This is a genomic window from Pseudomonas oryzihabitans (assembly GCF_001518815.1).
Lineage (GTDB): Bacteria > Pseudomonadota > Gammaproteobacteria > Pseudomonadales > Pseudomonadaceae > Chryseomonas > Chryseomonas oryzihabitans_E.
On the sequence record NZ_CP013987.1, the window covers coordinates 3,995,242 to 4,017,118 of the forward strand.

At 66.3% G+C, this 21,877-nt stretch carries 22 protein-coding genes and 1 riboswitch; of the genes, 10 read left to right on the plus strand and 12 right to left on the minus strand.

The genetic code is table 11. The annotated features are described in order from the left end of the window. The 3 genes from APT59_RS18210 to APT59_RS18220 are packed head-to-tail and all read left to right on the plus strand — an operon-like array spanning position 1 to position 2,722. Positions 1-1,800 (plus strand): glycoside hydrolase family 15 protein, encoded by a 1,800-nt coding sequence (locus tag APT59_RS18210; RefSeq protein WP_059316148.1) that lies wholly within the window; start codon positions 1-3, stop codon positions 1,798-1,800. Next, positions 1,797-2,378, plus strand: coding sequence for a DNA-3-methyladenine glycosylase (locus APT59_RS18215; RefSeq protein WP_059316149.1), 582 nt, complete (start codon positions 1,797-1,799; stop codon positions 2,376-2,378). Before APT59_RS18210 ends, APT59_RS18215 begins: the two co-directional genes overlap by 4 nt. A 44-nt stretch (positions 2,379-2,422) precedes the next feature. Next, positions 2,423-2,722, plus strand: a complete 300-nt coding sequence (locus APT59_RS18220) for a DUF2845 domain-containing protein (protein ID WP_059316150.1) — start codon at positions 2,423-2,425, stop codon at positions 2,720-2,722. Between the two features lie 168 nt (positions 2,723-2,890). Here APT59_RS18220 and APT59_RS18225 read toward each other — a convergent pair whose 3' ends face one another. The 5 genes from APT59_RS18225 to pstS all read right to left on the minus strand — a co-directional run bounded on the left by APT59_RS18225 (position 2,891) and on the right by pstS (position 8,178). Further along, complete coding sequence (locus tag APT59_RS18225) at positions 2,891-4,177, minus strand: putative porin (RefSeq protein WP_059316151.1); 1,287 nt, start codon at positions 4,175-4,177, stop codon at positions 2,891-2,893. A 288-nt stretch (positions 4,178-4,465) separates the two neighbouring features. Further along, positions 4,466-5,230: a phosphate ABC transporter ATP-binding protein PstB gene (gene pstB, locus APT59_RS18230; protein WP_059316941.1), complete on the minus strand. Its 765-nt coding sequence runs from the start codon at positions 5,228-5,230 to the stop codon at positions 4,466-4,468. A gap of 5 nt (positions 5,231-5,235) precedes the next feature. Next, on the minus strand, positions 5,236-6,111 hold the full coding sequence (gene pstA / locus APT59_RS18235) for a phosphate ABC transporter permease PstA (RefSeq protein WP_059316152.1): 876 nt from the start codon (positions 6,109-6,111) through the stop codon (positions 5,236-5,238). Beyond that, positions 6,111-7,085: a phosphate ABC transporter permease subunit PstC gene (pstC, locus tag APT59_RS18240; protein WP_059316153.1), complete on the minus strand. Its 975-nt coding sequence runs from the start codon at positions 7,083-7,085 to the stop codon at positions 6,111-6,113. The genes pstA and pstC overlap by 1 nt, the downstream gene beginning before the upstream one ends. A 79-nt stretch (positions 7,086-7,164) precedes the next feature. Continuing rightward, positions 7,165-8,178: a phosphate ABC transporter substrate-binding protein PstS gene (gene pstS, locus APT59_RS18245; RefSeq protein ID WP_059316154.1), complete on the minus strand. Its 1,014-nt coding sequence runs from the start codon at positions 8,176-8,178 to the stop codon at positions 7,165-7,167. A 404-nt stretch (positions 8,179-8,582) separates the two neighbouring features. Next, positions 8,583-8,749, plus strand: a riboswitch (yybP-ykoY riboswitch). A gap of 6 nt (positions 8,750-8,755) precedes the next feature. Between pstS and mntP the strand changes: the two genes are divergently transcribed. Together mntP and APT59_RS18255 are read left to right on the plus strand one after the other, a co-directional pair. Next, positions 8,756-9,328 (plus strand): manganese efflux pump MntP, encoded by a 573-nt coding sequence (gene mntP, locus APT59_RS18250; protein ID WP_059316155.1) that lies wholly within the window; start codon positions 8,756-8,758, stop codon positions 9,326-9,328. Next, positions 9,328-10,164 (plus strand): hypothetical protein, encoded by an 837-nt coding sequence (locus APT59_RS18255; RefSeq protein WP_059316156.1) that lies wholly within the window; start codon positions 9,328-9,330, stop codon positions 10,162-10,164. Before mntP ends, APT59_RS18255 begins: the two co-directional genes overlap by 1 nt. A 46-nt stretch (positions 10,165-10,210) precedes the next feature. Here the strand turns inward: APT59_RS18255 and APT59_RS18260 are convergent, their stop codons facing one another. Both APT59_RS18260 and APT59_RS18265 read right to left on the minus strand, forming a co-directional pair. Next, complete coding sequence (locus APT59_RS18260) at positions 10,211-10,753, minus strand: cytochrome b (protein ID WP_059316157.1); 543 nt, start codon at positions 10,751-10,753, stop codon at positions 10,211-10,213. A 79-nt stretch (positions 10,754-10,832) separates the two neighbouring features. Beyond that, positions 10,833-12,506, minus strand: coding sequence for a phosphoethanolamine transferase (locus APT59_RS18265; protein WP_059316158.1), 1,674 nt, complete (start codon positions 12,504-12,506; stop codon positions 10,833-10,835). 247 nt (positions 12,507-12,753) lie between these two features. Here APT59_RS18265 and APT59_RS18270 point away from each other — a divergent pair, with 247 nt between their 5' ends. Then, positions 12,754-13,710 carry a cation diffusion facilitator family transporter gene (locus APT59_RS18270; protein WP_059316159.1) on the plus strand — a complete coding sequence of 319 codons (957 nt, stop codon included), beginning with the start codon at positions 12,754-12,756 and terminating at the stop codon, positions 13,708-13,710. Here APT59_RS18270 and APT59_RS18275 read toward each other — a convergent pair. Both APT59_RS18275 and APT59_RS18280 read right to left on the minus strand, forming a co-directional pair. Beyond that, the gene (locus tag APT59_RS18275; RefSeq protein ID WP_059316160.1) at positions 13,707-14,255 is read right to left on the minus strand and encodes a cytochrome b/b6 domain-containing protein; all 549 of its coding nucleotides are present in this window, start codon (positions 14,253-14,255) and stop codon (positions 13,707-13,709) included. The genes APT59_RS18270 and APT59_RS18275 overlap by 4 nt on opposite strands. After that, on the minus strand, positions 14,255-14,521 hold the full coding sequence (locus APT59_RS18280) for a PepSY domain-containing protein (RefSeq protein WP_059316161.1): 267 nt from the start codon (positions 14,519-14,521) through the stop codon (positions 14,255-14,257). The genes APT59_RS18275 and APT59_RS18280 overlap by 1 nt, the downstream gene beginning before the upstream one ends. Before the next feature lie 151 nt (positions 14,522-14,672). Between APT59_RS18280 and APT59_RS18285 the strand changes: the two genes are divergently transcribed. Next, on the plus strand, positions 14,673-15,338 hold the full coding sequence (locus APT59_RS18285; protein WP_059316162.1) for a response regulator: 666 nt from the start codon (positions 14,673-14,675) through the stop codon (positions 15,336-15,338). After that, a complete protein-coding gene (locus APT59_RS18290) occupies positions 15,335-16,696 on the plus strand; it encodes an ATP-binding protein (protein ID WP_059316163.1) in 1,362 nt (453 codons plus the stop codon). The genes APT59_RS18285 and APT59_RS18290 overlap by 4 nt, the downstream gene beginning before the upstream one ends. On the opposite strand, the gene APT59_RS18295 is transcribed toward APT59_RS18290, so the two are convergent. After that, a complete protein-coding gene (locus tag APT59_RS18295; RefSeq protein ID WP_237140539.1) occupies positions 16,693-17,907 on the minus strand; it encodes an MFS transporter in 1,215 nt (404 codons plus the stop codon). The two genes, APT59_RS18290 and APT59_RS18295, sit on opposite strands and share 4 nt — an antisense overlap. A 78-nt stretch (positions 17,908-17,985) precedes the next feature. On the opposite strand from APT59_RS18295, the gene APT59_RS18300 reads away from it, so the two are divergent. Further along, positions 17,986-18,480, plus strand: a complete 495-nt coding sequence (locus APT59_RS18300; protein WP_059316164.1) for a MarR family winged helix-turn-helix transcriptional regulator — start codon at positions 17,986-17,988, stop codon at positions 18,478-18,480. A 5-nt stretch (positions 18,481-18,485) separates the two neighbouring features. Further along, on the plus strand, positions 18,486-19,298 hold the full coding sequence (locus APT59_RS18305) for an AraC family transcriptional regulator (protein ID WP_059316943.1): 813 nt from the start codon (positions 18,486-18,488) through the stop codon (positions 19,296-19,298). Here APT59_RS18305 and APT59_RS18310 read toward each other — a convergent pair. Both APT59_RS18310 and APT59_RS18315 read right to left on the minus strand, forming a co-directional pair. Further along, a complete protein-coding gene (locus tag APT59_RS18310; RefSeq protein WP_059316165.1) occupies positions 19,255-20,325 on the minus strand; it encodes a 2-isopropylmalate synthase in 1,071 nt (356 codons plus the stop codon). The two genes, APT59_RS18305 and APT59_RS18310, sit on opposite strands and share 44 nt — an antisense overlap. Before the next feature lie 154 nt (positions 20,326-20,479). Next, complete coding sequence (locus APT59_RS18315) at positions 20,480-21,841, minus strand: MFS transporter (RefSeq protein WP_059316166.1); 1,362 nt, start codon at positions 21,839-21,841, stop codon at positions 20,480-20,482. Positions 21,842-21,877: the final 36 nt, after the last annotated feature.

The following is a 21,877-nucleotide window of genomic DNA, read 5'->3' on the forward strand; positions in this document are numbered from 1 at the left end:
ATGGCGGTCTTCGATCCGGCTCGCCAAGACGGCTACGCGCCCCTGGCGGGCTACGCTGCCCTTTCCGACGGTCGTTCGGTCGCCCTGGTGGCGCCGGACGGCTCGCTGGACTGGTGGTGCGTGCCCAACATGGACTCCGCCCCACTGTTCGACCGCCTACTGGACGCCCCCGCTGGCGGTTTCTTCACGATCACCCCGGTTGCCGACTACCGCGTCGAGCGGGCCTATCGCCAGGACAGCAATGTGCTGGAAACCTGCTTCCATACCGCCGATGGCAGCGTGCGCCTGACCGAGTCGCTCAACAGCGGTTCGGCCGGCCGCCTGCCCTGGTGCGAATTGGGTCGCCGGGTCGAGGGCCTGTCCGGACGGGTCGAGCTGCGTATCGAACTGGTGCCCGGCACCCAGGGCCAGACCGTGTCGCCCTGGATGCGCAGCACGCCCAATGGCGAAGTCATGCACGTCGACGGCGTCATGGCGACCCTGCGTTATTGCGAGCGGCTGGAAATCCTCGAATGCGATGACCGCCGACTGGTGGCGCGGCTGGTATTGGAAGCGGGCCAGCGCAGTGTCCTGGCGCTGACCGCGACCGAAAACGAGCCTTTGGTAGTGCCTACGCTGGAGGAAGTCGACCAGCGTATCGACCGCAGCGACCAGGCCTGGCGTGAATGGGCCCAGGGTTTCGCCTACCAGGGCGAATTCCTCAACGAGGTGAAGCGCTCGGCGCTGGCCCTCAAGCTGCTGCTCTACTCGCCCACGGGCGCCATCGTCGCCGCGGCTACCACCTCGCTGCCGGAGCGCATCGGTGGCGACAAGAATTACGAGTATCGCTATGCCTGGGTGCGCGATGCGGTCTTTACCATCAAGGCCTTCTTGCGCCTGGGTGCCCTCGGCGAGGCCCAGGCGGCCCTGGCCTGGATTCAGAACGTCATCCGCCGCCACGGCAATCGCCTGCACACCTGCTTCACCCTGGAAGGCGAACTGGCTCCTGAGGAGCGCGTCATCCCGGTTCCTGGCTATCGCGACTCTCAGCCAGTGCGAGTGGGCAATCGTGCCAGCGCCCAGTGTCAGCTAAGTCTCTATGGCGATCTGCTGGAGACCTTTCGCCTCTATGCGAGCAAGGGTCATGTGCTGGACTTCGCCACCGCCAGCTTGCTCACCGACCTGGCCAATCTCTGCGCCGATGGCTGGCGGCAACCGGACGCCGGCATGTGGGAGTTGCCCGAGGAGCGTCACTACACGCTCTCCAAGCTGGGCTGCTGGTTCGCCCTGGACCGCGCCGTGACCCTGGCCCGCGATGGCCATATCCCCGACGCCATGTGCGGTCGCTGGGCGCGCGAGCGTGACCGCATCCGCGACTGGGTCAACGAACACTGCTGGAGCGAACGCAAGCAGGCCTACACCTTCTATGCCGGTACCGAGCGGCTGGATGCCGGGCTGCTGCTGGGTATCCGCTTCGGTTTCGACGGCGGCGAACGTTCGGTCAGTACCCTGGCGGCCATCCGCCGCGAGTTGGCCCATGGACCTCTGGTCTATCGCTACAGCGGTGCCGAGCAGGAGGAAGGTGCTTTCCTGGCCTGTTCCTACTGGATGGTCGAGGCCTATGCCGTGCTGGGCGAGGTGGATCAGGCGCGTATCCTGATGCGCGAGGTCCTGGCCGCCAGTCTCAATGGTGTCGGCCTGATGACTGAGATGCGTGATCCCCATAACGGCGCGGCCCTGGGCAACTTCCCCCAGGGCCTGAGTCATTTGGCCATGGTGCATGCGGCGCTGATCCTGGAAGCACCGGAGCCCGAGGCATGACGGCCCTGGACTTCGACCGACCGGTGGAGGACGTCGCTCGGCAACTGATCGGTGCGACACTCAGGGTCGAAGGCGTGGGCGGCCTTATCGTCGAGACCGAGGCCTACGACGGCGAAGACCCGGCCTCCCACAGCTTTTCCGGCCCCACGCCGCGTAACAGGGCCATGTTCGGTCCGCCCGGGCATGCCTATGTCTATCGCTCCTATGGCATCCATTGGTGCTTCAATCTGGTCTGCCGCGAGGCAGGCCATGGTGCTGGCGTCCTGATCCGCGCGCTGGAGCCGTTGTGGGGTCTGGACGTGATGCGGGAACGTCGGGGCGGGCTGGCCGATCGTCTGCTCTGCGCCGGTCCCGGTCGTCTCTGCCAGGCACTGGGCATCGATGGCAGTCACGACGGCTTGCCGCTAGACGCACCGCCCTTCCAACTGGAGTCAGCTACCGCAGACGTGGTGGTAGTCGAAGGCCCGCGCATTGGCATCACCCGTGCCCGCGAAGTGCCCTGGCGTTTTGGCCTGGCCGGCTCACGCTATCTGAGTCGTGGTTTCGCCACTGCAGCATCGGTACGAAACAACGGCTAGGCTCAAGACAACGGCCACTGCTGCGTTGCTCGCCTGGAGGTCTGATGCGCCATCGCTACCTGCTGCTTGCCCTGCTGCTTGCCCTGCTACTGCCCTCCCTTACCCAGGCCAGCCTGCGCTGTGGGCAGAACCTCGTCGAAGAAGGCGACAGCGTCGAGCAGGTCCTGGCCGCCTGCGGGGCCCCGGCCGAGCGCAAGGTCAATCCCCCTGCCCTGCGCAACAACCAGGTACCCAAATTCAATGCAGCCGAGACCCAGTTCTGGACCTATGGCCCGGAAAACGGCGCCTCGCGCCACCTCAGGTTCATCGATGGCAAGCTGGTAGAGATCAGGGTCGAGCGGTAGTGGACGGGAGCTTCCCTCACCCCAACCCTCTCCCAGGGGGAGAGGGGGCAGAGCGGTTCAGGCGTAGGTTGGTTGAGCGCAGCGAAGCCTAACAGCCCCTCACCTGTCAGACCGGAAAAAAAGAACCGCCCGAGGGCGGTTCAAGAGGAGCACGACCTAGGGCCGTGGTTAGAACTTGGCTTCTAGGTCCAACTGCAGGGTCTTCACGTCCGCATCGTTGCGGAAGCGGCTGGCGGTGTCGGACTCGGCGAGGAAATAGGTCAGGCCAACGCCGAAGTTCTTGTCGATCTCGTAGCCGAGCTTGAGCTTATGGCCGCGGGCACCGGTCGAGCCGTTGCCGAAGTCGGAGTCGGTGAAGGCGCCCACCACGGCGTTGCGCTGGACATCGCGGTAGTTGTATTCCAGCCCGACCCGCTGCATCAGCTTGGTTTTGGCGCCCACCAGCCAGGCAGTGTCCTCGCCGTCGTCGGCCTTGTCGTTGACCACGTACTGGCCATAGAAGGACAGCGGCACCCACAGCTTGGTCAGGTCCAGCTGGGCGAAGCCCTCGTAGAGCTGGAAGCGGTCGGTGGTGTTGCCATTGACCGCCAGGGCGCAGGGCGCCGTAACCGAACCGGTGGTCGGGCAGGCGCTGTCCTGTTCCTTGTCGTAGGCATAGACACTGCCGCCCACCATCAGCTTGGCGGCATCGCCCAGGTTGAAGCGGCTGCCCAGCTGGCCGGCGTAGAGGCGCAGGTCATGCTTGAACTCATAGCCTTCGCCGTCGACGTTGTCCTTGAGCACATAATAGCCGGTGCTGCCGAACAACTCGGCACCCCCTCCCAGGTCGTACTTGTAGGTGCCGGCCAGCCCTTCGGGGTTGATGTCGGCGTCCCAGATGACGTCGCCGGTGCTGACCCACTGCTGGCCCATCTTGCCGCCCACCAGGTGCAGATTCGGCACTGCCGTGGGGTGGTAGTCGATATAGGCCTGATCCAGCCAGAGCTGCTTCTTGTTGAAGTAGTTGTTCAGGTCCTGGTTGGTGGAGCGGGCGTCGTCGCCACCGCCGGTGGCGATGCGGATGCCAGTGTTCACCTGCGGATTGATCTCGCTGTAGGCACCCAGCCGCGCGCGGATACGCTGGCGGTCACGGTCGCGGCCGTTGTCCGGCTCGCCGTCGATGTCGATGCTCTCGTGGCGCACCCGCACGTCGCCCTTGATCTGGGTCTTGGCGGCCCAGGCCAGCTTCTTCTCGAAGTCGGAGGTCTTCTGCTGCTGGGCGACCTGGGCGGCACGCGCCTGCTGCTCCTGCTGCAGGTCGCCGCGCAATTCGCTGTATTGGGCCGGGGTGATGGAGCCATTGGCCCTGAGCATGTCGAGCAGCTTCTCATCGACAGCGGCACTCGCGGCGGCCGAGCAGGTAGCCAGGAGCACGCCCGAGAACAGCGCCGTGAATCGATAAGGGTTAACAGACATCGGCAGATCTCCTTTCAAGACAATCCAGGCAGTAGTGGCTGGCGGTGCAGCCCGTCACAAAGCTGGGTCAGTCTCGGCAGAAGAGATGTCGTTTTGCTTGCAGGAACATAAAGGTTTTAATTCAAGTAACTGAATTTAAAGCAAAATTTAACCAAAGATTCATCCGTTCGGACGGCTCCGCTGCGGACCGGGAAGGATGAGGACGACCAGAGGTCCTGGCTCGCCGCTTTTCAGCCGCCATGAAAAAGGCCACTCCAGGGAGTGGCCTTTTTTCGAAACGACGCCGTATCAGCCGAAGCGACCGGTGATGTAGTCCTCGGTCTGCTTCTTGTCCGGCTTGGTGAAGATCTTGTCGGTCTTGTCCACCTCGATCAGCTCGCCCAGGTACATGAAGGCGGTGACGTCGGAGCAGCGTGCCGCCTGCTGCATGTTGTGGGTGACGATGACCACGGTGAAGTCCTGCTTGAGTTCGGCCAGCAGCTGCTCGATACGCGCGGTGGAGATGGGATCCAGCGCCGAAGTGGGTTCGTCCAACAGCAACACCCGCGGACGCAGGGCGATGGTGCGGGCGATGCACAGGCGTTGCTGTTGACCACCGGAGAGCCCCAGGGCGCTCTGATTCAGCTTGTCCTTGACCTCATCCCACAGCGCGGCACCGCGCAGGGCCTGCTCGACGCGATCCTGCAGCTCCACGCGGGAGAGCCGCTCGTGGTGGCGGATGCCGTAGGCGACGTTGTCGGCGATGGACATGGGGAAAGGTACCGGCTTCTGGAACACCATGCCGATGGTGCTGCGCAGGCGGCTCAGCGAGTACTTGGGATCGAGGATGTTCTCCCCGTCCATGAGGATCTCGCCGGTCGCTTCCAGCCCCGGGTACTCCGAGTAGATGCGGTTGAAGATGCGCAGCAGCGTGGACTTGCCGCATCCGGAGGGGCCGATGATGGCGGTGATCTGCTTGGCCGCGATGTCCAGGTTGATCGACTTGAGCGCCTGATGGCCCTTGTAACGGAAGCCGACGTCGCGCGCCTGCAGTTCCGGTATCTGCGTCTGCATGGTGGTCACTTGGAATCCCGGTTGCGAAAGAAGAAGCGAGAGGAAAGGTTCAGGAACAGCACGAACAAGGTCAGCAGCAAGGCGCCGGCCCAGGCCAGTTGCTGCCAGTTCTCGAACGGACTCATGGCGAACTGGAAGATGGTCACGGGCACGCTGGCCATCGGCTTGAGCAGGTCGGCGCTCCAGTACTGGTTGCCAAAGGCGGTGAACAGCAGCGGTGCGGTCTCGCCGGTGATGCGGGCGATGGACAGCAGCACCCCGGTCACCACGCCGGCGCGGGAGGCGCGCAACAGGACCTGCAGGGTCACCTTCCACTGGGGAATGCCCAGCGCCAAGGCCGCTTCGCGCATGGCCGCGGGCTGCAGCTGCATCATCTCGTCGGTGGTACGGGTCACCACCGGCACCACCAGCATGGCCAGTGCCAGGGCCCCGGCGAAGCCGGAGAAGCCCACGCTGCCGCCAGTGGCCTGATTGAGCGGTACCACCACGGCGGTGTAGATGAACAGACCGATGACGATGGACGGTGCCGACAGCAGGATGTCATTGACGAAGCGCACCACCAGACCGAGCTTGGAATGGCGGGCGTACTCGGCCAGCCAGAGTCCGGCCAGGATGCCGATGGGGGCGCCGATGGCGGTGGCCAGCAGGGTGATCAGCACGCTGCCGAACAGGGCGTTGGCCAGACCACCGTCGGTGGCGCCGGGTGGCGGCGTCATCTCGATGAAGATGGTCGGGCTGAGGGCGGAGAGTCCCTTGAGCAGGGTGGTGCCGAGGATCCAGGTGAGGAAACCCAGGCCGACCACGGCGGCGGCGCTGCCGAAGATCAGCGCGATACCGTTCTTGATCCGGCGCTTGCGATAGAGATAGGCGTCGATATGCATCAGTTACCTGCCTTGCGCGACAGCTGCGCCAACATCAGACGCGCCGCCAGCAGCACGAAGAAGGTCACCACGAACAACAGGAAGCCCAGGGCGATCAGCGAGGAGCGGTGCAGATCGGTGTAGGCCTCGTTGAATTCGTTGGCGATCACCGAGGCGATGGAGCTGCTTGGCATCATCAGCGACGCGGAGAACTGGTGGGCGTTGCCCAGCACGAAGGTCACCGCCATGGTCTCGCCCAGGGCTCGCCCCAGACCGAGGAAGGCGCCACCGACCACCGCCGAGCGGGTATAGGGCAGTACGATGTCCCAGCAAACCTCCCAGGTCGTTGAGCCCAAGGCATAGGCCGACTCCTTGAGCTGGGGCGGCACGCTGCGGAACACCTCGTACATCACCGAGGTGATGAAGGGCAGGATCATGATCGCCAGGATGATGCCGGCGGTGAGCATGCCGATGCCCAGCGGCGGACCCTGGAACAGGATGCCGATGATCGGGATGGCGCCCAGGTAGTCGTTGATGAAGGGCGAGATGTACGCGGCCATGAAGGGGCCGAAGACGAACAGGCCCCACATGCCGTAGATGATCGAGGGGATACCTGCCAGCAGCTCCACCGCCGTGGCCACCGGACCGCGCAGCCAGGTGGGGGCGATTTCCGACAGGAACAGGGCGATGCCGAAGGCGGTGGGCACGGCCAGCAGCAGGGCGATCAGCGACGTCATCAGGGTGCCGTAGATGGGCACCAGGGCGCCGAATTTCTCGGCACCGACGTCCCATTCGGCGGACGTCAGGAAATCCAGGCCAAAGGTCATGAAGGCCAGGCGGCCACCCCAGAGGGTGGACAAGGCTGCCCCGACCAGCACCGCGAGTACCAGCAGGGCCGCGGAGAACAGCAGGCGCCGGAACCAGGTGTCCGCGCGGGTATCCCGGCGGATGCGCTCTTCCTGAGCGGCCGAAAGGGGAAGGGTTTGATCGGTCATGGCGATTTCCGGTCAGCAGATCGGGATGCGCGAAGCCGCCCGGACCCCTCGCGGGATCCCGGACGGCAGGCGGTCTTGCTTACTTCTTGAAGTCGGAAGCCCAGTAGCCTTCGATCTGCTTGACCAGCTCGTCGGGAACCGGGACGTAGTCCAGTGCCGCGGCGTCCTTCTGACCGTTTTCCAGGGACCACTTGAAGAAGTCGAAGGCGACCTTGCTGCGCTCTTCGTTCTTCGGCTCCTTGTACATCACGATCCAGGTGGTGGCGGTGATCGGCCAGGCATCGGCGCCCGGGGCGTTGGTCATCAACAGGTTGAAGTCCTTGGCGCTCTTCCAATCGGCGGTGGCGGCAGCGGCCTGGAAGCTCTTGGCGTCGGGCTGCACGAAGTTGCCGGCGGCGTTCTTCAGCTGCACATGGGACATCTTGTTGGTCAGCGCATAGGCGTACTCGACGTAGCCGATGGAGCCCTTGATCTGCTTGACGTAGGCAGCGATACCCTCGTTACCCTTGCCACCCACACCGACCGGCCAGTTGACGGTGGTGCCGAAGTTGAACTTCTCCTTCCACTCCGGGCTGACCTTGGCCAGGTAGTTGGTGAAGTTGTAGGAGGTACCCGAACCGTCCGAACGGCGCACTACGGTGATGGCGCTGGCGGGCAGCTTCATGCCGGGGTTCAGGGCAGCGATGGCCGGATCGTTCCAGGTCTTGACCTCACCCATGAAGATCTTGGCCAGCAGCGGGCCGTCGAGCTTCAGCTTGCCGGGCTCGATGCCTTCCACGTTCACCACCGGCACGATGCCGCCGATGATGGTCGGGAACTGGCCCAGGCCGCCTTTCTGCAGGTCCTCGGTGCTCATCGGGGCGTCGGTGGCGCCGAAGTCCACGGTGGCCGCCTTGATCTGGGCGATACCGCCGCCAGAACCGATGGATTGGTAGTTGACGCGGTTACCGGTCTTCTCGCTGAAGGTCTGCGACCACTTCGACAGAACGGGATACACGAAGCTCGAACCTGCGCCCGTGACATCCACGGCATGAGCGGCAGTGCTCAGGCAAAAGGCCGACAACAACAGGGAGAGGCTGAACGTGCGTTTCATGGTTGCTCCATTACCTAGTGAGGGCTGGCGCTAGGCTATTGCCGAAATGTGACAATTAAGTGTCAGCGCCATGACGAAACGAGGAAGGCAGAGCGCCAGTATCAGCCCGCTCTGACCGGCTCATGGCTGCTTCCAGGGACACCTCAGGTCGTGTGCTCCTATGCTCATTCAGCTGCTCGCAGACGACCTCCAGCGATCCTCTGGCGACGCCCCGCCCATACGTTGTAGGTCGCCGTCGGCTATTGCCGGCATCCTGTACTGCGGCTAAAGCCCTGTCGCCAAGCGCTATCCAGCTGCCTCGGCCGATTTCAAGCCAGCAGGACGGCAGAAGATTTAGCCAAGGCTATATATATTAGAACTATCTACAAGATAGACTTTCTCTATTCGGCTAGGTAAGGTGGCGGCCTCTTTGGGGAGTAGCCTGCTTCCACCACGGTGGAAAGCGTCCTGATCAACATACTCGGCAACCGCCGTGGTCAGGACAGCCAGTCAGGGTTGGCGAGACCAGGGGCATCACCGCGCCGTGCCGGGCGTGCGGGGATGTCTTGTGGATCCGAGCCCGGCCGGCGCTGTGACGATGAACCCCGCTTCCCTGATGTTCCTGGCGTTTGCCATGTCCACCGATGCCTTTGCCGCCGCCGTCGGCAAGGGTGCCAGCCTGCACAAGCCCTGCCTGCGCGAAGCCCTGCGCACCGGTGCCATCTTTGGCGTCATCGAAGCCATCACCCCGGTGATCGGCTGGGCCGTCGGCCTGACTGCCGCCCAGTACGTCCAGCCCTGGGATCACTGGATCGCCTTCACCCTGCTCACCGTGCTGGGCCTGCGCATGATCTGGGCCGGCTTCGGCGCACCTGACGCGGAAGAAGAAAAACCCCGCCAGCATTCCTTCATGCTGCTCGCGCTCACGGCCGTGGCCACCAGCATCGACGCCCTCGCCGTAGGCGTCGGCCTGGCCTTCATCGACGTCAACATCATCACTGCCGCCCTGGCCATCGGCCTCGCCACCATGGTCATGGTGACCACCGGGGTGCTGCTGGGTCGGGTGATGGGCAACCTGGTCGGCAAGCGTGCGGAAATGCTCGGTGGCGTGGTGCTGATCGTGATCGGCGCCGTCATCCTCCACGAGCACCTGACCTCCGTCGCCGCCTGATGGCCCGGCTCTGGCGCGGCGCCCTCATCACCCTGGCCGCGAGCCTGCTGGCCGCAGTCGGCTTTCTCGCCTGGCAACGCTTCTGGCCAGCCCAGGCCGCCACGGGCTGGCACTACGAAGTAGCCTATCCTGACATCGCCAAGGCCAGCGCCCTGGCCTGGCAGGGCGACGCCCTGCTCGCCGCGGAAGAACTCAAGGATGGCAAGGGCCGCCTGCTGCGCATCGATGCCCAGGGCCGCCGCAGCGTGCTTAGCGCGGGTCTGTACAAGCCCGATGGCCTGACGCCCTATCGCAACGGTTTCGCCTATAGCCAGGAAGGCGGCACTCATCCGATCCGCTGGTTCGATGCCGCGGGCAGTCGCGATCTCTTCATGGGTATCAACGCCCAGGGCCTCTGGGTCGAAGGCGAGCACCTCTATGCCGTGGAAGACCGCAAGGGTGAGGGACGCCTGCTGCGCTACGACGCCGCCGACGGCAGCCTGACGGTGCTGCGCGACCACCTGGACGAGGCGGAGTCCTTTACCCGCTGCCCGGACGGCACGGCCTTCTATACCGAGAAATCCCGCGGCCTGGTGCGTCAGCTCAGCGACGATGGCCGCGATCCGCCGGCGCTGCGTGAGCTGCGCGAACCGAGCTTTCTGCTCTGCGACCACCGCGGCCTGTGGATCAGCGAAGACTCCACCCACCGCGCCCGGCTGCTGCTCTGGGATCGCCAGTCAGCGCCACGCGCCATCCTGACGTTTCTACGTGCCCCCCAGGCCCTGCTGCCCAAGGGCGACGGCTATCTGCTAGCCGAGGGTGGGCGCGACCGAATCATTGCGCTCTATCCACGCTAGGTTCCGTACTAAAGCGACCTGCGCGCGGTGCCACTTCGTCCTGCTCCTAGAGCATGCGCCTGAGGGTATCGTCCCGGCGTACCAGGTGATGCCAGAGCGCGGCCAGCACATGCAGCCCGATCACCCAATAGAAGGCCTTGCCCAGCCAGAGGTGCACGCCCTTGAGCGACTGCGCCAGCTCGCGATCCACGGCGAAGGGCGACGGTAGCGCCAGGGTGCTGGAGGGGATCTTCACCTCGCCAATGGTCAGCCAGACGGTGAAGAGGCCCAGTAGCGGCTGGGCCAGCAGGAAGGCATAGAGGGCGTAGTGGGTGAGCCGACTGATCCGCTCAAGGCCTGTGGCCAGCGGCGGCGTGATGGGTGGCACCGGATGGCGCTGGCGTACCCAGAGGCGCGGCACCACCAGGAGCAATACCAGCAATCCCACCCAGAAGTGGCCGAGGGTCACCCACTGGCGCTCCAGGGAGCCACGTTCGAACTGACCGCGGTTGGTGATCAGCACATAGGCCAGCAGCACCAACAGGGCCATGAGCCAGTGCAGCAGGCGTGCGCTGCGGGCATAGCGAGAAAGGGATGAAGCCGAAGGCATGACGAGGTCCTGATACCGAGATGATAAGGCGCCGGCAGTGTAGCGGCGCCCTAGAGCCAAGGGTAAGACGGCTGCAGCCTCAACCGCAGGGCGCTGCCGAGCTGTCCAGCAGCAGCTTGCTCAGTTGCTGCGGTGGCTGGTGCACCAGCCCGGTGGGCGATTCGCAGACGCGCTGCACGAAATTATCGCTGAACAGCAGCTTGCCATGGACGAAGTGTTCCTCCGGGCGGCGATTGGGATTGTCGATGCGGGTACCCAGGCGCTCCGCCAGCCAGCTGCCGGCTTCGTAATGGCTGATCCAGCGCTCGCCATGCAGACCGGCCAGGGCATTGGCCGGTGCGTCCCGCGCCACCACGATCACTGGCACATCGCTGACCTCGGGCACCAGGTCGTTGTGCCCCCAGTGACCGCCCTCCCCCAGCCGCTGGCCGTGATCGCCCGTGATGATCAGGTAGCGCTCACCCTCCAGGCGGTCGAAGTCGGCGAGGATCTCGGCGAGCAGGCCATCCAGGTAATGCAGCGAATTGTCGTAGGCATTGGCCTGGCCCTCGATGCCGGTGTCCGGCCAGGGGGCTGGCGCGGCCTCGTGCCGGTAGTTCTGCGCATAGGGCAGGTGCGCGGTACGCAGATTGAGCACCACGAAGTTGCGCGGCGCCCAGCGCTGTTCGTCGAGGATAGCCAGCAGGGCACGATCCTGGCGTTGCAGGAAACGCAGCGGATGGTCCTCGCGGGTGATGGACACGTCCAGATAGCGACTGCCCAGGTGCGCCAGCAACTTGGATTCCTGGGACGACAGCCAGTGGGTGCGAAAGCCGGCGGCCTGGGCGAAGCGGAACAGGTTGATCTCGCCGGTGCGCAATCGCTGGTCCTGGCCCGGCTCGCGGATGGGATTCAATAGATAGGGCAGGCTGACGTCGGTGGCCACCCCTGCCGCTACCCCGGGCCGGATCAGCGCCTGGGGATTGCCCGCCAGATAGGCCGATAGATTCGGGGTGGTATTGCGATGGTAACCGAAGGCGCCCAGGCGATCGCTGCGCAGGGAATCGGCCACCACCAGCCAGACGTGTCGCGCCGTGCTGGGCACCTGGACGAGGTCATAGGGCGCATAGGCCGTGGGCGGCAGGGTCACCTCGCTACGCCCGGCCAGACGCACCGCCCAGGCGGAAAAGGCATTGAGGCTGTTGTGCAGGCCGCTGCGACTGGGGCTGGGCACGAAGGCGTCGAGATTGCGGTAGGTGGCGCGATAGGGCTTGGACAGCAGCACCGCGGCGATCAGGACCAGCGCCCAGCGACTGGCGGGCAGCGGCACCCGGCCCGGCAGGTACAGATGCAGGGCGATCAGCAGGCTATAGGGCAGCCCCACGCACAGCAGCACCGGCCAGTGCTCGGGCAGGCTGACCCCGAGTGTCTGGCGGACCTCGGCGGTATCGCCCAGCAGCGCCTGGATATCGATGGCACTGAGCGGCTCGCCGAAAAAGCTCAGGTTGCCCAGCTGCAGCAGCTGCATCAGGGCGAACAGCAGCAGGAGGGCAGCCGCCAGGCGCGGCAGGTTGCACAGCCACAGCGCCAGGCTGAACACCCAGAGCGCCGCGACATAGCCCGCTTCCAGTTCGGCGCGGTTGTTCGGAGTGAAGAGCTGCTGGAGGAAGTCGTCGGCCAGCAACAGCAGGCCACTCAGGCTGCTCAAGGCCAACAGGTTGCACCAGGGCCGCCAACCTCGGGCCTGGGGACGAGTGCGCGCAGCGAGCAGCATCAGGGCACCCTGCGCGAGGGCATGGAGAGGCAGCGGCGAACGAACATGGCGGGCTCCGGCGACAGGAAGCCGCCACCCTGGAGGGCGAACCTTAATGGAGTCTTAGTGGCTCATCCGCGGTTACAGATGACCGCTCGGTCATCCGGCAGGTGAGGCTGGCTTGACCCTGAAGTCACTTCAGGCTTCAGGATGGTCAGATAGAGAGGCGCTTGCACGCCTCGCCTTCTTTTCAGCCGGAGACCTAGAGATGAGTGGCTCCACCCGTCACCACGATCACGATCACGATCACGATCATCAGCATGGCCACGAGCACGGCCATGGTCACTCCCATGCCCCGCGGGTAACCGCCGACAACGAGCGCAAGCTCAAGCTGGTCTTCTGTCTGACCTTCGGCTACGCCATCGTCCAGGCCGTGGGTGGCTGGTGGTCCGGCTCCCTGGCGCTGATCGCCGACTCGGGGCACATGGTCTCGGATGCCGCCGCCCTGCTGCTGGCGCTGGTGGCCTACCGGGTGGCGGCCAAGGCCGCCAATGCCCGCTTCACCTATGGCTTCCACCGGGTGCGCATCCTCGCGGCCCTGACCAATGGCGTCGCCCTGCTGCTGCTGGTCCTGTGGATCGGCTGGGAAGCGATCATGCGATTGCGCGAGCCCACCGAGGTCTTGTCCGGCCCCATGCTGGTGGTGGCGGTGATCGGCCTGGTGGTCAACATCGTCGGCTTCCTGGTGCTGAACGGCGGACACAAGGACGACAGCAATCTACGCGGTGCCCTGCTGCACGTGGCCGGCGACCTGCTGGGGTCGGTAGGCGCCATCGCCGCCGCCCTGGGCATCCTCTGGACTGGCTGGACCTGGCTGGATCCGGCGCTGTCGATCCTGGTCGCCCTGCTCATCGTCAAATCGGCCTGGACCCTGGTGCGTGACGCTGGTGCCGTCCTGCTGCAGGCGGCGCCGCGGGAATTCGACACCGCTGGCGCCACGGCAGAGGTGCGCGCCCTGCCGGAGGTGGCCGAGGTGGGCCACCTGCACGTCTGGACCCTGACCGACGAAACCCGCATCGCCACCCTGCACATCACCCCGGCGCCGGGCAGCGATCCGCTGCGGTTGCCGACCCTGGTGGGTGAGCTGCTGCGCAGTCGTCATGGCCTGCAGCACGTGACGGTGCAGGTGGATCCGCCGGGTACCCTCGACGGGCACTGCGCCTAGTCGCGTGGGGAGGCCTCATCCAGCGGGCGGCGGCGACCGGTCAGCATCGACAGCGGCAGGTTGTCGCGAATCCTCAGGCTTTCCACCATCGCCGCCAGGGCGTGCAGGCAGACCAGGGCCAGCAGGCCATTGGCAAAGAGCGCATGCAGGTCTTCGGGCCAGTCGGCGCCCCAGAGCGCATCGACCTCGTGCATGAGGAAACCGGTGACGCCCAGGCCGCCGATGGCAGCCATCATCAGCAGCATCACCAGGGCGCCCAGGGGGGAATGGCCGAGGCGATGATGGGGCCGCCCCTGCCAGAGATCACGCAGATGGGCGCTCAGCCGCGCACGGGTCGGCCAGCAGTCGCTCCAGCGCGCGCTGCGCGGGCCGACGAAGCCCCAGACCAGCCGCACCAGCAGCCAGGCACTGGCGTAGTAGCCGATCCAGCGATGCCAGAAGGCGCCCTTCTCGTTGAAGAAGTAGTTGGCGAAGAAGGCCGCGGCGACCGACAGGTGGAACAGCCGTACCAGGGGATCCCAGAGCCGCACGGTCGCCTTTTTCATCAGCTGCCGATCTCGCTCTTGACCGCCTTGCCGCTCACCGGGTCGTGATAGATCTCGACCTTGCGCTTGTCCTTGTCGAAGCCGTAGATCTCGTAGCAGTTGCCCTTGGTGATCTTGAATTTCTTGATCTCGTAGCCCTGGTCCCGCAACTGCGCCTGAAACTTCGTGGCGTCTTGCCAGGTGGACTTGTCCGCCTGGGTGCACTGGGGTTCGGCGGCAAGGGCCAGGGGACTTGCGAACAGCAACGGCAGCAGCAGACGGCGCATGGCGACACTCCTCGTGGTTGGAGTGGCCAGACTCGACGCCGAAGCTTAATGCAATCTTAGGATGCAACGCCCGGTAACAGATGCGCCTGCCGCTTCGCCAGGACGCCGGCGATGATGGCGGGCTAGAGGCATAGCGGAGAGGAACGCGGCCGTGCGAGTACTGCTGGTGGAAGACGATGCGGCCCTGGCCCAGGGTATCCGCATGGCCCTGCGCGGCGAGGGCTATACTCTGGACTGGGTGGCCGACGGCCTGGCCGCCGAGCACGCCCTGGCGCTTGAGCGTTTCGACCTGGTGCTGCTGGACCTGGGCCTGCCGCGCCTGGACGGCCTCGACCTGCTGCGCCGTCTGCGCAGCCAGCCTGACAGTCAGGTGCCGGTACTGGTGCTCACCTCCCGCGACGCCAAGGCCGATCGCATCCAGGGCCTGGATGCCGGCGCCGACGACTACCTGGTCAAGCCGTGCGACCTGGACGAACTCAAAGCACGTATCCGCGCCCTGATCCGTCGCAGCTGCGGGCGGGCGCACCCCTTGCTGGAGCACGCCGGCATCAGCCTCGATCCGGCCAGCCAGACGGTGCGCTATCGCGGCGCCGAGGTGGTGATGACGCCCATGGAGTACCAGCTGCTGCACCAGTTGCTGTTGCGGCCGGGCGCCGTCATCACCCGCGAGCGGCTGAGCAACGCCCTCTATGGCTGGCAGGAAGCGGCCTCGGGCAACACCCTGGAAGTGCTCATCCACAATCTGCGCAAGAAGCTCGACAGCGGGCTGATCCGCACGGTGCGCGGCGTGGGCTATCTGCTGGAGCGCCAGCCGTGATCGCCATCCGCACCCGCATCCTCGCCCCTACCCTTGCCCTGGTGCTGGCCGGCAGTCTGGTCCTCGCCCTGTTGGCCCTGCGCGACAGTCACCGCGAGATCGAGGGCATCTACGACGCCCAGCTGGTACAGGGCGCGCGGCTACTGGAAGGGCTACTGCAGGCCGGCCTTCCAGCGGCGGATACCGGGCCCGAACTGGTCAGGGTGTTCGACCAGGCCATGCAACCCCGTCCCGGCAACGTGCCGGCGCACCCCTACGAGAACCAGCTGACCTTTCAGGTCTGGACCGCCAACGGCCAGTTGCTGGTTCGTTCCGGCAACGCGCCGCGGCTGGCCGAGGTGCCGCCCGAGGGGCTGCACGAGGTGTTCGAGAACGGTCGCGAGTGGTGCGGGATGCTGGTGCGGACCGCCGACAGCGGCCTGCGCATCTGGGTCGGTGAGCGCGAGGATCTGCGCCAGGATCTGATCCAGCGCATCGTCAGCCATACCCTCTGGCCGACCCTGGTGGGCCTGCCGCTGCTGGTGGGGGTGCTCTGGCTGCTGCTGGGTTGGGGATTGCGACCGCTGCAGGATTTCGCCCGCGGCCTGCGCGAACGCGATCCGCACAGCCTGGCGCCACTGCCTGAGGCGACGCTACCGCCGGAACTGCAGCCCATGCGAGGCGCCTTGGACCATCTGCTCGCCCAGCTGCGCACCCTGCTCGATCGCGAGCGCCGCTTCATCGCCGATGCCGCTCACGAATTGCGCACGCCGCTGGCGATCCTCGATCTGCACGCGCAGAACGCCCAACGCGCCGAGACGCCCGAGGAGCGCGAGGAAGCCCTCGGCTATCTGCGCCAGGGCGTCAGCCGGGCCACGCGCCTGGCCAGCCAGCTGCTGACCCTGGCGCGGCTGGAGCCGGGCGCCGCCCAGGTCCAGCCGCTGGCCCTGGAACCCCTGGTGCGCGAAGAACTGGCGGAATTGACGCCGCTGGCGCTGGAGCGGCAGGTGGAGCTGGTGCTGGCGGCCCAGGCCGGGCCGGCGGTGCTCGGTGATCCGGACGCCATCGCCATCGCCCTGCAGAACCTGGTGACCAACGCCCTGGCCTTCGCACCAGCCGGCAGCACGGTGGAGGTGCGCATCGAAGCCAGCCAGGACGACGGGGTCCTGCTGCGGGTGGAAGATCGCGGCCCCGGGGTGGACGAGGCCGAACTGGCGCGGCTGTGCGATCGCTTCTACAGCGCCGGCAATCCCCAGGGCGCCGGGCTGGGGCTGGCCATCGTCGAGACCATCACCCGCCGCCTGGGCGGCATCCTGAGGTTCAGCAACCGAGCACGGGGCGGCTTCTGCGTGGAGCTGCACCTGCCACGCGCGGTCTAGGCCTGCTGGTAGCCAGCCACCTTGGCCGGCTGCGCGGGCCGGGTCAGGCGCAGGCCAAGACCCATCAGCAGCACCACACCCACCGCCATCAGCAGCCAGGCGTTGGCCAGGCTGTCCAGGTAGTCGCGCAGGATGCCGGCGGCCAGGGGCGCCAGGCTGGCGATCAGATAGCCGCCGCCCTGGACGAAACCGAGCAGTGCACCGGCCTCGGCCGGGTCGCGGACCTTGTCCATCGCCAGGATCAGCGACAGCGGAAACAGCGCGCCGATGCCCAGGCCGAGCAGGATGGCGGTGGGCACCGCCAGTTGCAGCGGCGCCAGGGCCAGGCACAGCAAGCCGATCAGCACCACGCCGAGTACGCCCAGCACCAGCGGACGGCGATTGCGCAGCCGGGCGATGGTGGCCGACAGCAGGAGACCGGCGCTGACCTCGGCCAGACTCACGCCGCCCAGCAGCAGACCGCTGTCGGCCGGTTGCCAGCCGAGACCGGTGTAGTACGGCGGCAGCCAGGCCAGCACCAGGGTGTAGGCCGCAGTGCCGATGCCAAAGAAGGCCAGTAGCAGCCAACCCTGGCGCTGACGCCAGGGTTGGGCGCGGGGGGTGATGGTCTGCGCCGGCGCATCGGGGCGCGCCAGGGCCAGCCAGGTGCCGAGGGCGAGCAGCACCGGCAGGGTCCAGAGCGCCAGGCCCTGGGCCCAGCCCCAGTGCTCGGCCAGGGGCGCCGCACTGGCCGCCGCCACCGCGGCACCGCCCATGATGCCGGTGGTGTAGAGGCCCATCAGGGTGCTGGTACGCTGCGGATAGCAGTGGCGGATATAGGCCGGGATCAGCGCCTGTACCAGGGCGATGCCGACACCACCCAGGCCGGCGGTGAGGATCAGCCCCAGGCCGCTCGGCTCCTCCCAGCGCAAGGCATTGGCCAGGGCCAGCAGTAATAGGCCCAGGGCGATGCCACGGCGCTCACCGAGCCAGGCCTGCAAGCGGGCACCGCCCAGGGCGCAGAGCCCCATGGCGGCGATGGGCAGGGTGGTGAGGGCCCCGGCGCCACTGCCTTCCAGACCGGTCGCGGCCTGGATGCCATCCAGCAGCGGACCGATGGCGGCCAGGATCGGCCGCAGATTGAGGCCGACCAGCAGCACGAGCAGTACGGCGAGGAAGGCATCCTGGCGCGGCGCGGGCGCAGTCGGGGATGATGATGACGCGGAAAGCATGGACAATCTCCAGAGTGACGCGATATTTCTCTTGATGGGAAGTATCTTAACATCAAGATATATTCGCGAGGTAATCCGATGGCCGATCGCGCCGAATTCGCCGTGGACCAGTGGCACCGGGAACGCCCCGACCTGGACGCCCTGCCCATGCGCCTGGTCGGTCGTCTCGGCGAGGTCGCCCAGGTGCTCAATCGCGATGTCCTGCAGCCCTTCTTCGACGAGCACCGGCTGCACTATGGCGAGTTCGATGTGCTGGCCACCCTGAGGCGCGCTGGCGAGCCCTATGCCCTGAGCCCGACGGTGCTCTATGAGTCGGCCATGATCTCCTCGGGCGGCATGACCAATCGCCTCGACCGCCTGGAGCGCGCCGGCCTGATCGAACGCCGCAAGAATCCCGAGGATCGCCGCAGCACTTTGGTGGCGCTCACCGCCGCGGGCTTCGCCCTGATCGACGGCCTGATGGCCGCCCATGTCGACAACGAACGCCGCGCCCTGGCTACCCTCAGCGAGGCCGAGCAGCAGCAGCTGGATGCCTTGCTGGGCAAGTGGCTGGCCGGTCGCGCGTCCTCCTGACGGCCATGTTCATCGACTTCAGCTCATGCAACGGGTTGCACGCCGTGGCCCAGGACTTCGCCCATGGCGACCGGGTGCCGCCCCACCGCCATCGCCAGGCGCAGCTGATCCATGCGCTGTGCGGCGTGGTGATCGTCAACACCGCCCAGGGGCGCTGGGTGGTGCCGCCGGAGCGTGGCGTCTGGGTACCCGCTGGCGAAGAGCACGACCTGCATCTGCTGGGACGCGTCGAGGTACGCACCCTGTTCGTCGACCCCCAGGTGCGCGCCGATCTGCCGACGCGCTGCCAGCTGATCGCCGTCTCACCGCTCTTGCGGGAACTCATCCTGGCCGCCCTGCCACTGCCGGTCGACCGACCGGCCGAGGGCCGCGCCCGGTACATCCTGCAGCTGATGCTCGACGAACTGCAGGGTTCGCCCACCGCCGGGCTGCACCTGCCCTGGCCGAACGATGCCCTGCTCGCCGAGCTCTGCCGCCACCTGCGCCAGCATCCCGGCGAGCGCTGGACCCTGACCCGGGCTGCCGCCCGGCTGGCGGTCAGCGAACGCACCCTGAGCCGGCTGTTTCTTCGCGAGACCGGCCTGAGTTTCGGCCAGTGGCTGCAGCGGGCGCGACTGGATTCGAGCCTGACCTCGCTGGCCGCCGGCCACACCATCGTCGACGTGGCCCTGGATCACGGCTACGCCAGCCCGAGCGCCTTCGCCACTCGCTTCCGCCAGGTGCTGGGCGTGTCGCCTTCGGCCTATCGCGGCCAGGCGGGACTGCCCGACGCCCCTAGCCCAGACGCGCTTCCAGGCCCACGTCCGCCGGATCGATGAGGCCCAGGGCCGCGCCCCGCTCCGGGTGAGCGGCCAGCGCCAGGCGACCGCCATAGGGATGACGCGGATGGATCGCCAGCTGATTGCAGGCCTCCACCACGCTGGCCACCTCCTCCAGCCGGGAAAAGTCGATGCCCGGCGCTATGCCCTGGCTGTAGAGATTCAGCGCCAGGGTCACCAGATCCACGTTGCCGGTACGTTCGCCGTTGCCGAACAGGCAGCCTTCCACCCGCGTCGCGCCGGCCAGCTGGGCCAGCTCGGCACAGGCGACACCGGTGCCGCGATCATTGTGCGGATGGACGCTGATGGTCACATGGGGAGCCGGGCCCAGGCCGCGGATGAAGCCTTCGATCTGATCGGCATAGACGTTGGGTGTCGCCACCTCCACCGTTGCCGGCAGATTGAGGATCAGCGGTCGCTCGGCCGAGGGCTGCCAGGCCTCGAGCACTGCCTGGCAGATCTCCAGGGCGAAGTCCGCTTCGGTAAAGCAGAAGGTCTCGGGCGAATACTGATAGGTCCAGGCCGTATCAGGCTGGGCATCGCACCGGGCGCGTACCCGCTGGGTACCGGCCACCGCCATGGCCTGGGTCGCGGCGCGATCCTGATCGAACACCACCCGGCGAAACAGCGGCGCGGTGGCGTTGTAGAGGTGCACGATGGCGCGCGGCGCGCCGACCAGAGACTCGAAGGTACGGTCGATCAGTTCGATGCGGGCTGGCGTCATCACCTGCAGCCAGAGATCCTGGGGCAGCCCGTCCGCCGTGACCAGCTCGCGCACGAAGGCGAAATCGGTCTGCGAGGCCGCCGGAAAGGCCACCTCGATTTCCCGGTAGCCCACCGCCACCAGCAGGGCGAAGAAGCGCCGCTTGCGCTCCAGCCCCATGGGTTCGATGAGGGCCTGGTTGCCATCGCGCAGGTCGGTGGAGCACCAGCGCGGCGCCTGGGTCAGCTGGCGACCCGGCCATTGGCGATCGGGCAGGTGAGGCGCGGCGAAGGCTTGGTACTTGGTCTGAGGTTGCTTGAGCATGGGGGACTCCAGGGCTGGGCCCTTGAGTCTGACCGGCGCCGCCCCCCGCTGCGCTTGCGAGCAGGACAGCCCCCTGCGCGATCCGGACAGCCACCGGATGAAAAAAGCCGCCGGGGAGCACCCGGCGGCTTTCTTGACCTCAACAGCAGGGCGATCAGTCTACCGAGATGCGCTCCAGCGGTACCGGCTTCAGCCGCGGCGTGAGCACATGGATGACCACGATGGCCACCAGGTAGGCGCTGCCGGCCACGATGAAGATCGGCTGGTAGGACTTGAAGATCTGCAGGATGTAACCGTTGTAGGTGGTCATCAGCATGCCGCCGATGGCACCCGCGGTACCGCCGATGCCGATCACCGAGGCCACGGCTTCCTTGGGGAAGAGGTCCGACGGCAGGGTCATCAGGTTGGCCGACCAGGCCTGGTGCGCCGCGGCGGCGAGACCGATGATGCCCACCACCAGCCACAGGCTGGAGACGAACTGGGCGGTGACGATCGGGACGACCGCCAGGGCGCAGAGCAGCATGGTGGTCTTGCGTGCCAGGTTGGCGCTACGGCCGAGCTTCATCTGCTTGGAAGAACCCCAGCCGCCCATCACCGAACCGATGTCGGCCAGGATATAGATGGCGATCAGCGGCGGACCGAAGGATTTCAGATTCAGGCCATAGGTCTTGCCGAGGAAGTCCGGCAGCCAGAACAGGTAGAGCCACCAGATCGGATCGGTAAGGAACTTGCCCGCGGCGTAGGCCCAGGTCTCGCGGAAGGTCAGCAGCTTGAACCAGGAAATCTTGGTCTGGGTGGCCGGCGTCGCCGCCACCGGGGAGCCATCGTCCGCCTGGATGTAGGCCAGCTCTTCACGACTCACCTTGGGGTGCTCGTGAGGGCGACGATAGATCAGCAACCAGGCGATCAGCCACAGGGCGGTGACGAGGCCGATGGAGATGAAGGCCGCACGCCAGCCCCAGGCCAAAGTGATGGCCGGTACTAGCAAAGGTGTGATGATTGGCCCCATGGCGGTGCCGGCGTTGAACAGCCCGGTAGCCTGGGCGCGTTCCTTTTGCGGAAACCATTCCGACACCGCCTTGAGGCTGGCCGGAAAGCTGCCGGACTCGCCGAAGCCGAGGGTGAAGCGCACCAGCACGAAGTGCGTGACGGTATGGGCGATGCCATGGCCGATGCTGGCGATGGTCCAGATAGTGAAGGCCAGGGCGTAGCCGATGCGTACCCCGACCTTGTCGATGATGCGGCCAAAGGTCAGGAAGCCGATGGCATAGGCGCACTGGAACCAGAACACGATCGTGGCGTAGTCGGTCTCCGTCCAGCCCAGGTCCGCCTGCAGCGTGGGCTTGAGGATGCCGATCATCTGGCGGTCGATGTAGTTGATACCGATGGCGACGAACAGCAGGGCGCAGATCAGCCAGCGATAGCGCGTGAAGCGGGAGGTTTGCTGGGTAGCGGCGACGGGCGGGACCTGCGGCCGCGAGACGGACTCCGTCTCGGGAGTGACCTGGATAGTCATCGAATAGGCTTCCTGACTTGTTGTTATTGACCGGGG

What these genes read in the sequence shown, in the direction of transcription:
- APT59_RS18210 (WP_059316148.1), top strand. Translation starts at nt 1, where the DNA reads ATGGCGGTCTTCGATCCGGCTCGCCAAGACGGCTACGCGCCCCTGGCG.
- APT59_RS18215 (WP_059316149.1), top strand. Translation starts at nt 1,797, where the DNA reads ATGACGGCCCTGGACTTCGACCGACCGGTGGAGGACGTCGCTCGGCAA.
- APT59_RS18220 (WP_059316150.1), top strand. Translation starts at nt 2,423, where the DNA reads ATGCGCCATCGCTACCTGCTGCTTGCCCTGCTGCTTGCCCTGCTACTG.
- APT59_RS18225 (WP_059316151.1), bottom strand. Translation starts at nt 4,177, where the DNA reads ATGTCTGTTAACCCTTATCGATTCACGGCGCTGTTCTCGGGCGTGCTC.
- pstB (WP_059316941.1), bottom strand. Translation starts at nt 5,230, where the DNA reads ATGCAGACGCAGATACCGGAACTGCAGGCGCGCGACGTCGGCTTCCGT.
- pstA (WP_059316152.1), bottom strand. Translation starts at nt 6,111, where the DNA reads ATGCATATCGACGCCTATCTCTATCGCAAGCGCCGGATCAAGAACGGT.
- pstC (WP_059316153.1), bottom strand. Translation starts at nt 7,085, where the DNA reads ATGACCGATCAAACCCTTCCCCTTTCGGCCGCTCAGGAAGAGCGCATC.
- pstS (WP_059316154.1), bottom strand. Translation starts at nt 8,178, where the DNA reads ATGAAACGCACGTTCAGCCTCTCCCTGTTGTTGTCGGCCTTTTGCCTG.
- mntP (WP_059316155.1), top strand. Translation starts at nt 8,756, where the DNA reads ATGAACCCCGCTTCCCTGATGTTCCTGGCGTTTGCCATGTCCACCGAT.
- APT59_RS18255 (WP_059316156.1), top strand. Translation starts at nt 9,328, where the DNA reads ATGGCCCGGCTCTGGCGCGGCGCCCTCATCACCCTGGCCGCGAGCCTG.
- APT59_RS18260 (WP_059316157.1), bottom strand. Translation starts at nt 10,753, where the DNA reads ATGCCTTCGGCTTCATCCCTTTCTCGCTATGCCCGCAGCGCACGCCTG.
- APT59_RS18265 (WP_059316158.1), bottom strand. Translation starts at nt 12,506, where the DNA reads ATGCTGCTCGCTGCGCGCACTCGTCCCCAGGCCCGAGGTTGGCGGCCC.
- APT59_RS18270 (WP_059316159.1), top strand. Translation starts at nt 12,754, where the DNA reads ATGAGTGGCTCCACCCGTCACCACGATCACGATCACGATCACGATCAT.
- APT59_RS18275 (WP_059316160.1), bottom strand. Translation starts at nt 14,255, where the DNA reads ATGAAAAAGGCGACCGTGCGGCTCTGGGATCCCCTGGTACGGCTGTTC.
- APT59_RS18280 (WP_059316161.1), bottom strand. Translation starts at nt 14,521, where the DNA reads ATGCGCCGTCTGCTGCTGCCGTTGCTGTTCGCAAGTCCCCTGGCCCTT.
- APT59_RS18295 (WP_237140539.1), bottom strand. Translation starts at nt 17,907, where the DNA reads ATGCTTTCCGCGTCATCATCATCCCCGACTGCGCCCGCGCCGCGCCAG.
- APT59_RS18300 (WP_059316164.1), top strand. Translation starts at nt 17,986, where the DNA reads ATGGCCGATCGCGCCGAATTCGCCGTGGACCAGTGGCACCGGGAACGC.
- APT59_RS18305 (WP_059316943.1), top strand. Translation starts at nt 18,486, where the DNA reads ATGTTCATCGACTTCAGCTCATGCAACGGGTTGCACGCCGTGGCCCAG.
- APT59_RS18310 (WP_059316165.1), bottom strand. Translation starts at nt 20,325, where the DNA reads ATGCTCAAGCAACCTCAGACCAAGTACCAAGCCTTCGCCGCGCCTCAC.
- APT59_RS18315 (WP_059316166.1), bottom strand. Translation starts at nt 21,841, where the DNA reads ATGACTATCCAGGTCACTCCCGAGACGGAGTCCGTCTCGCGGCCGCAG.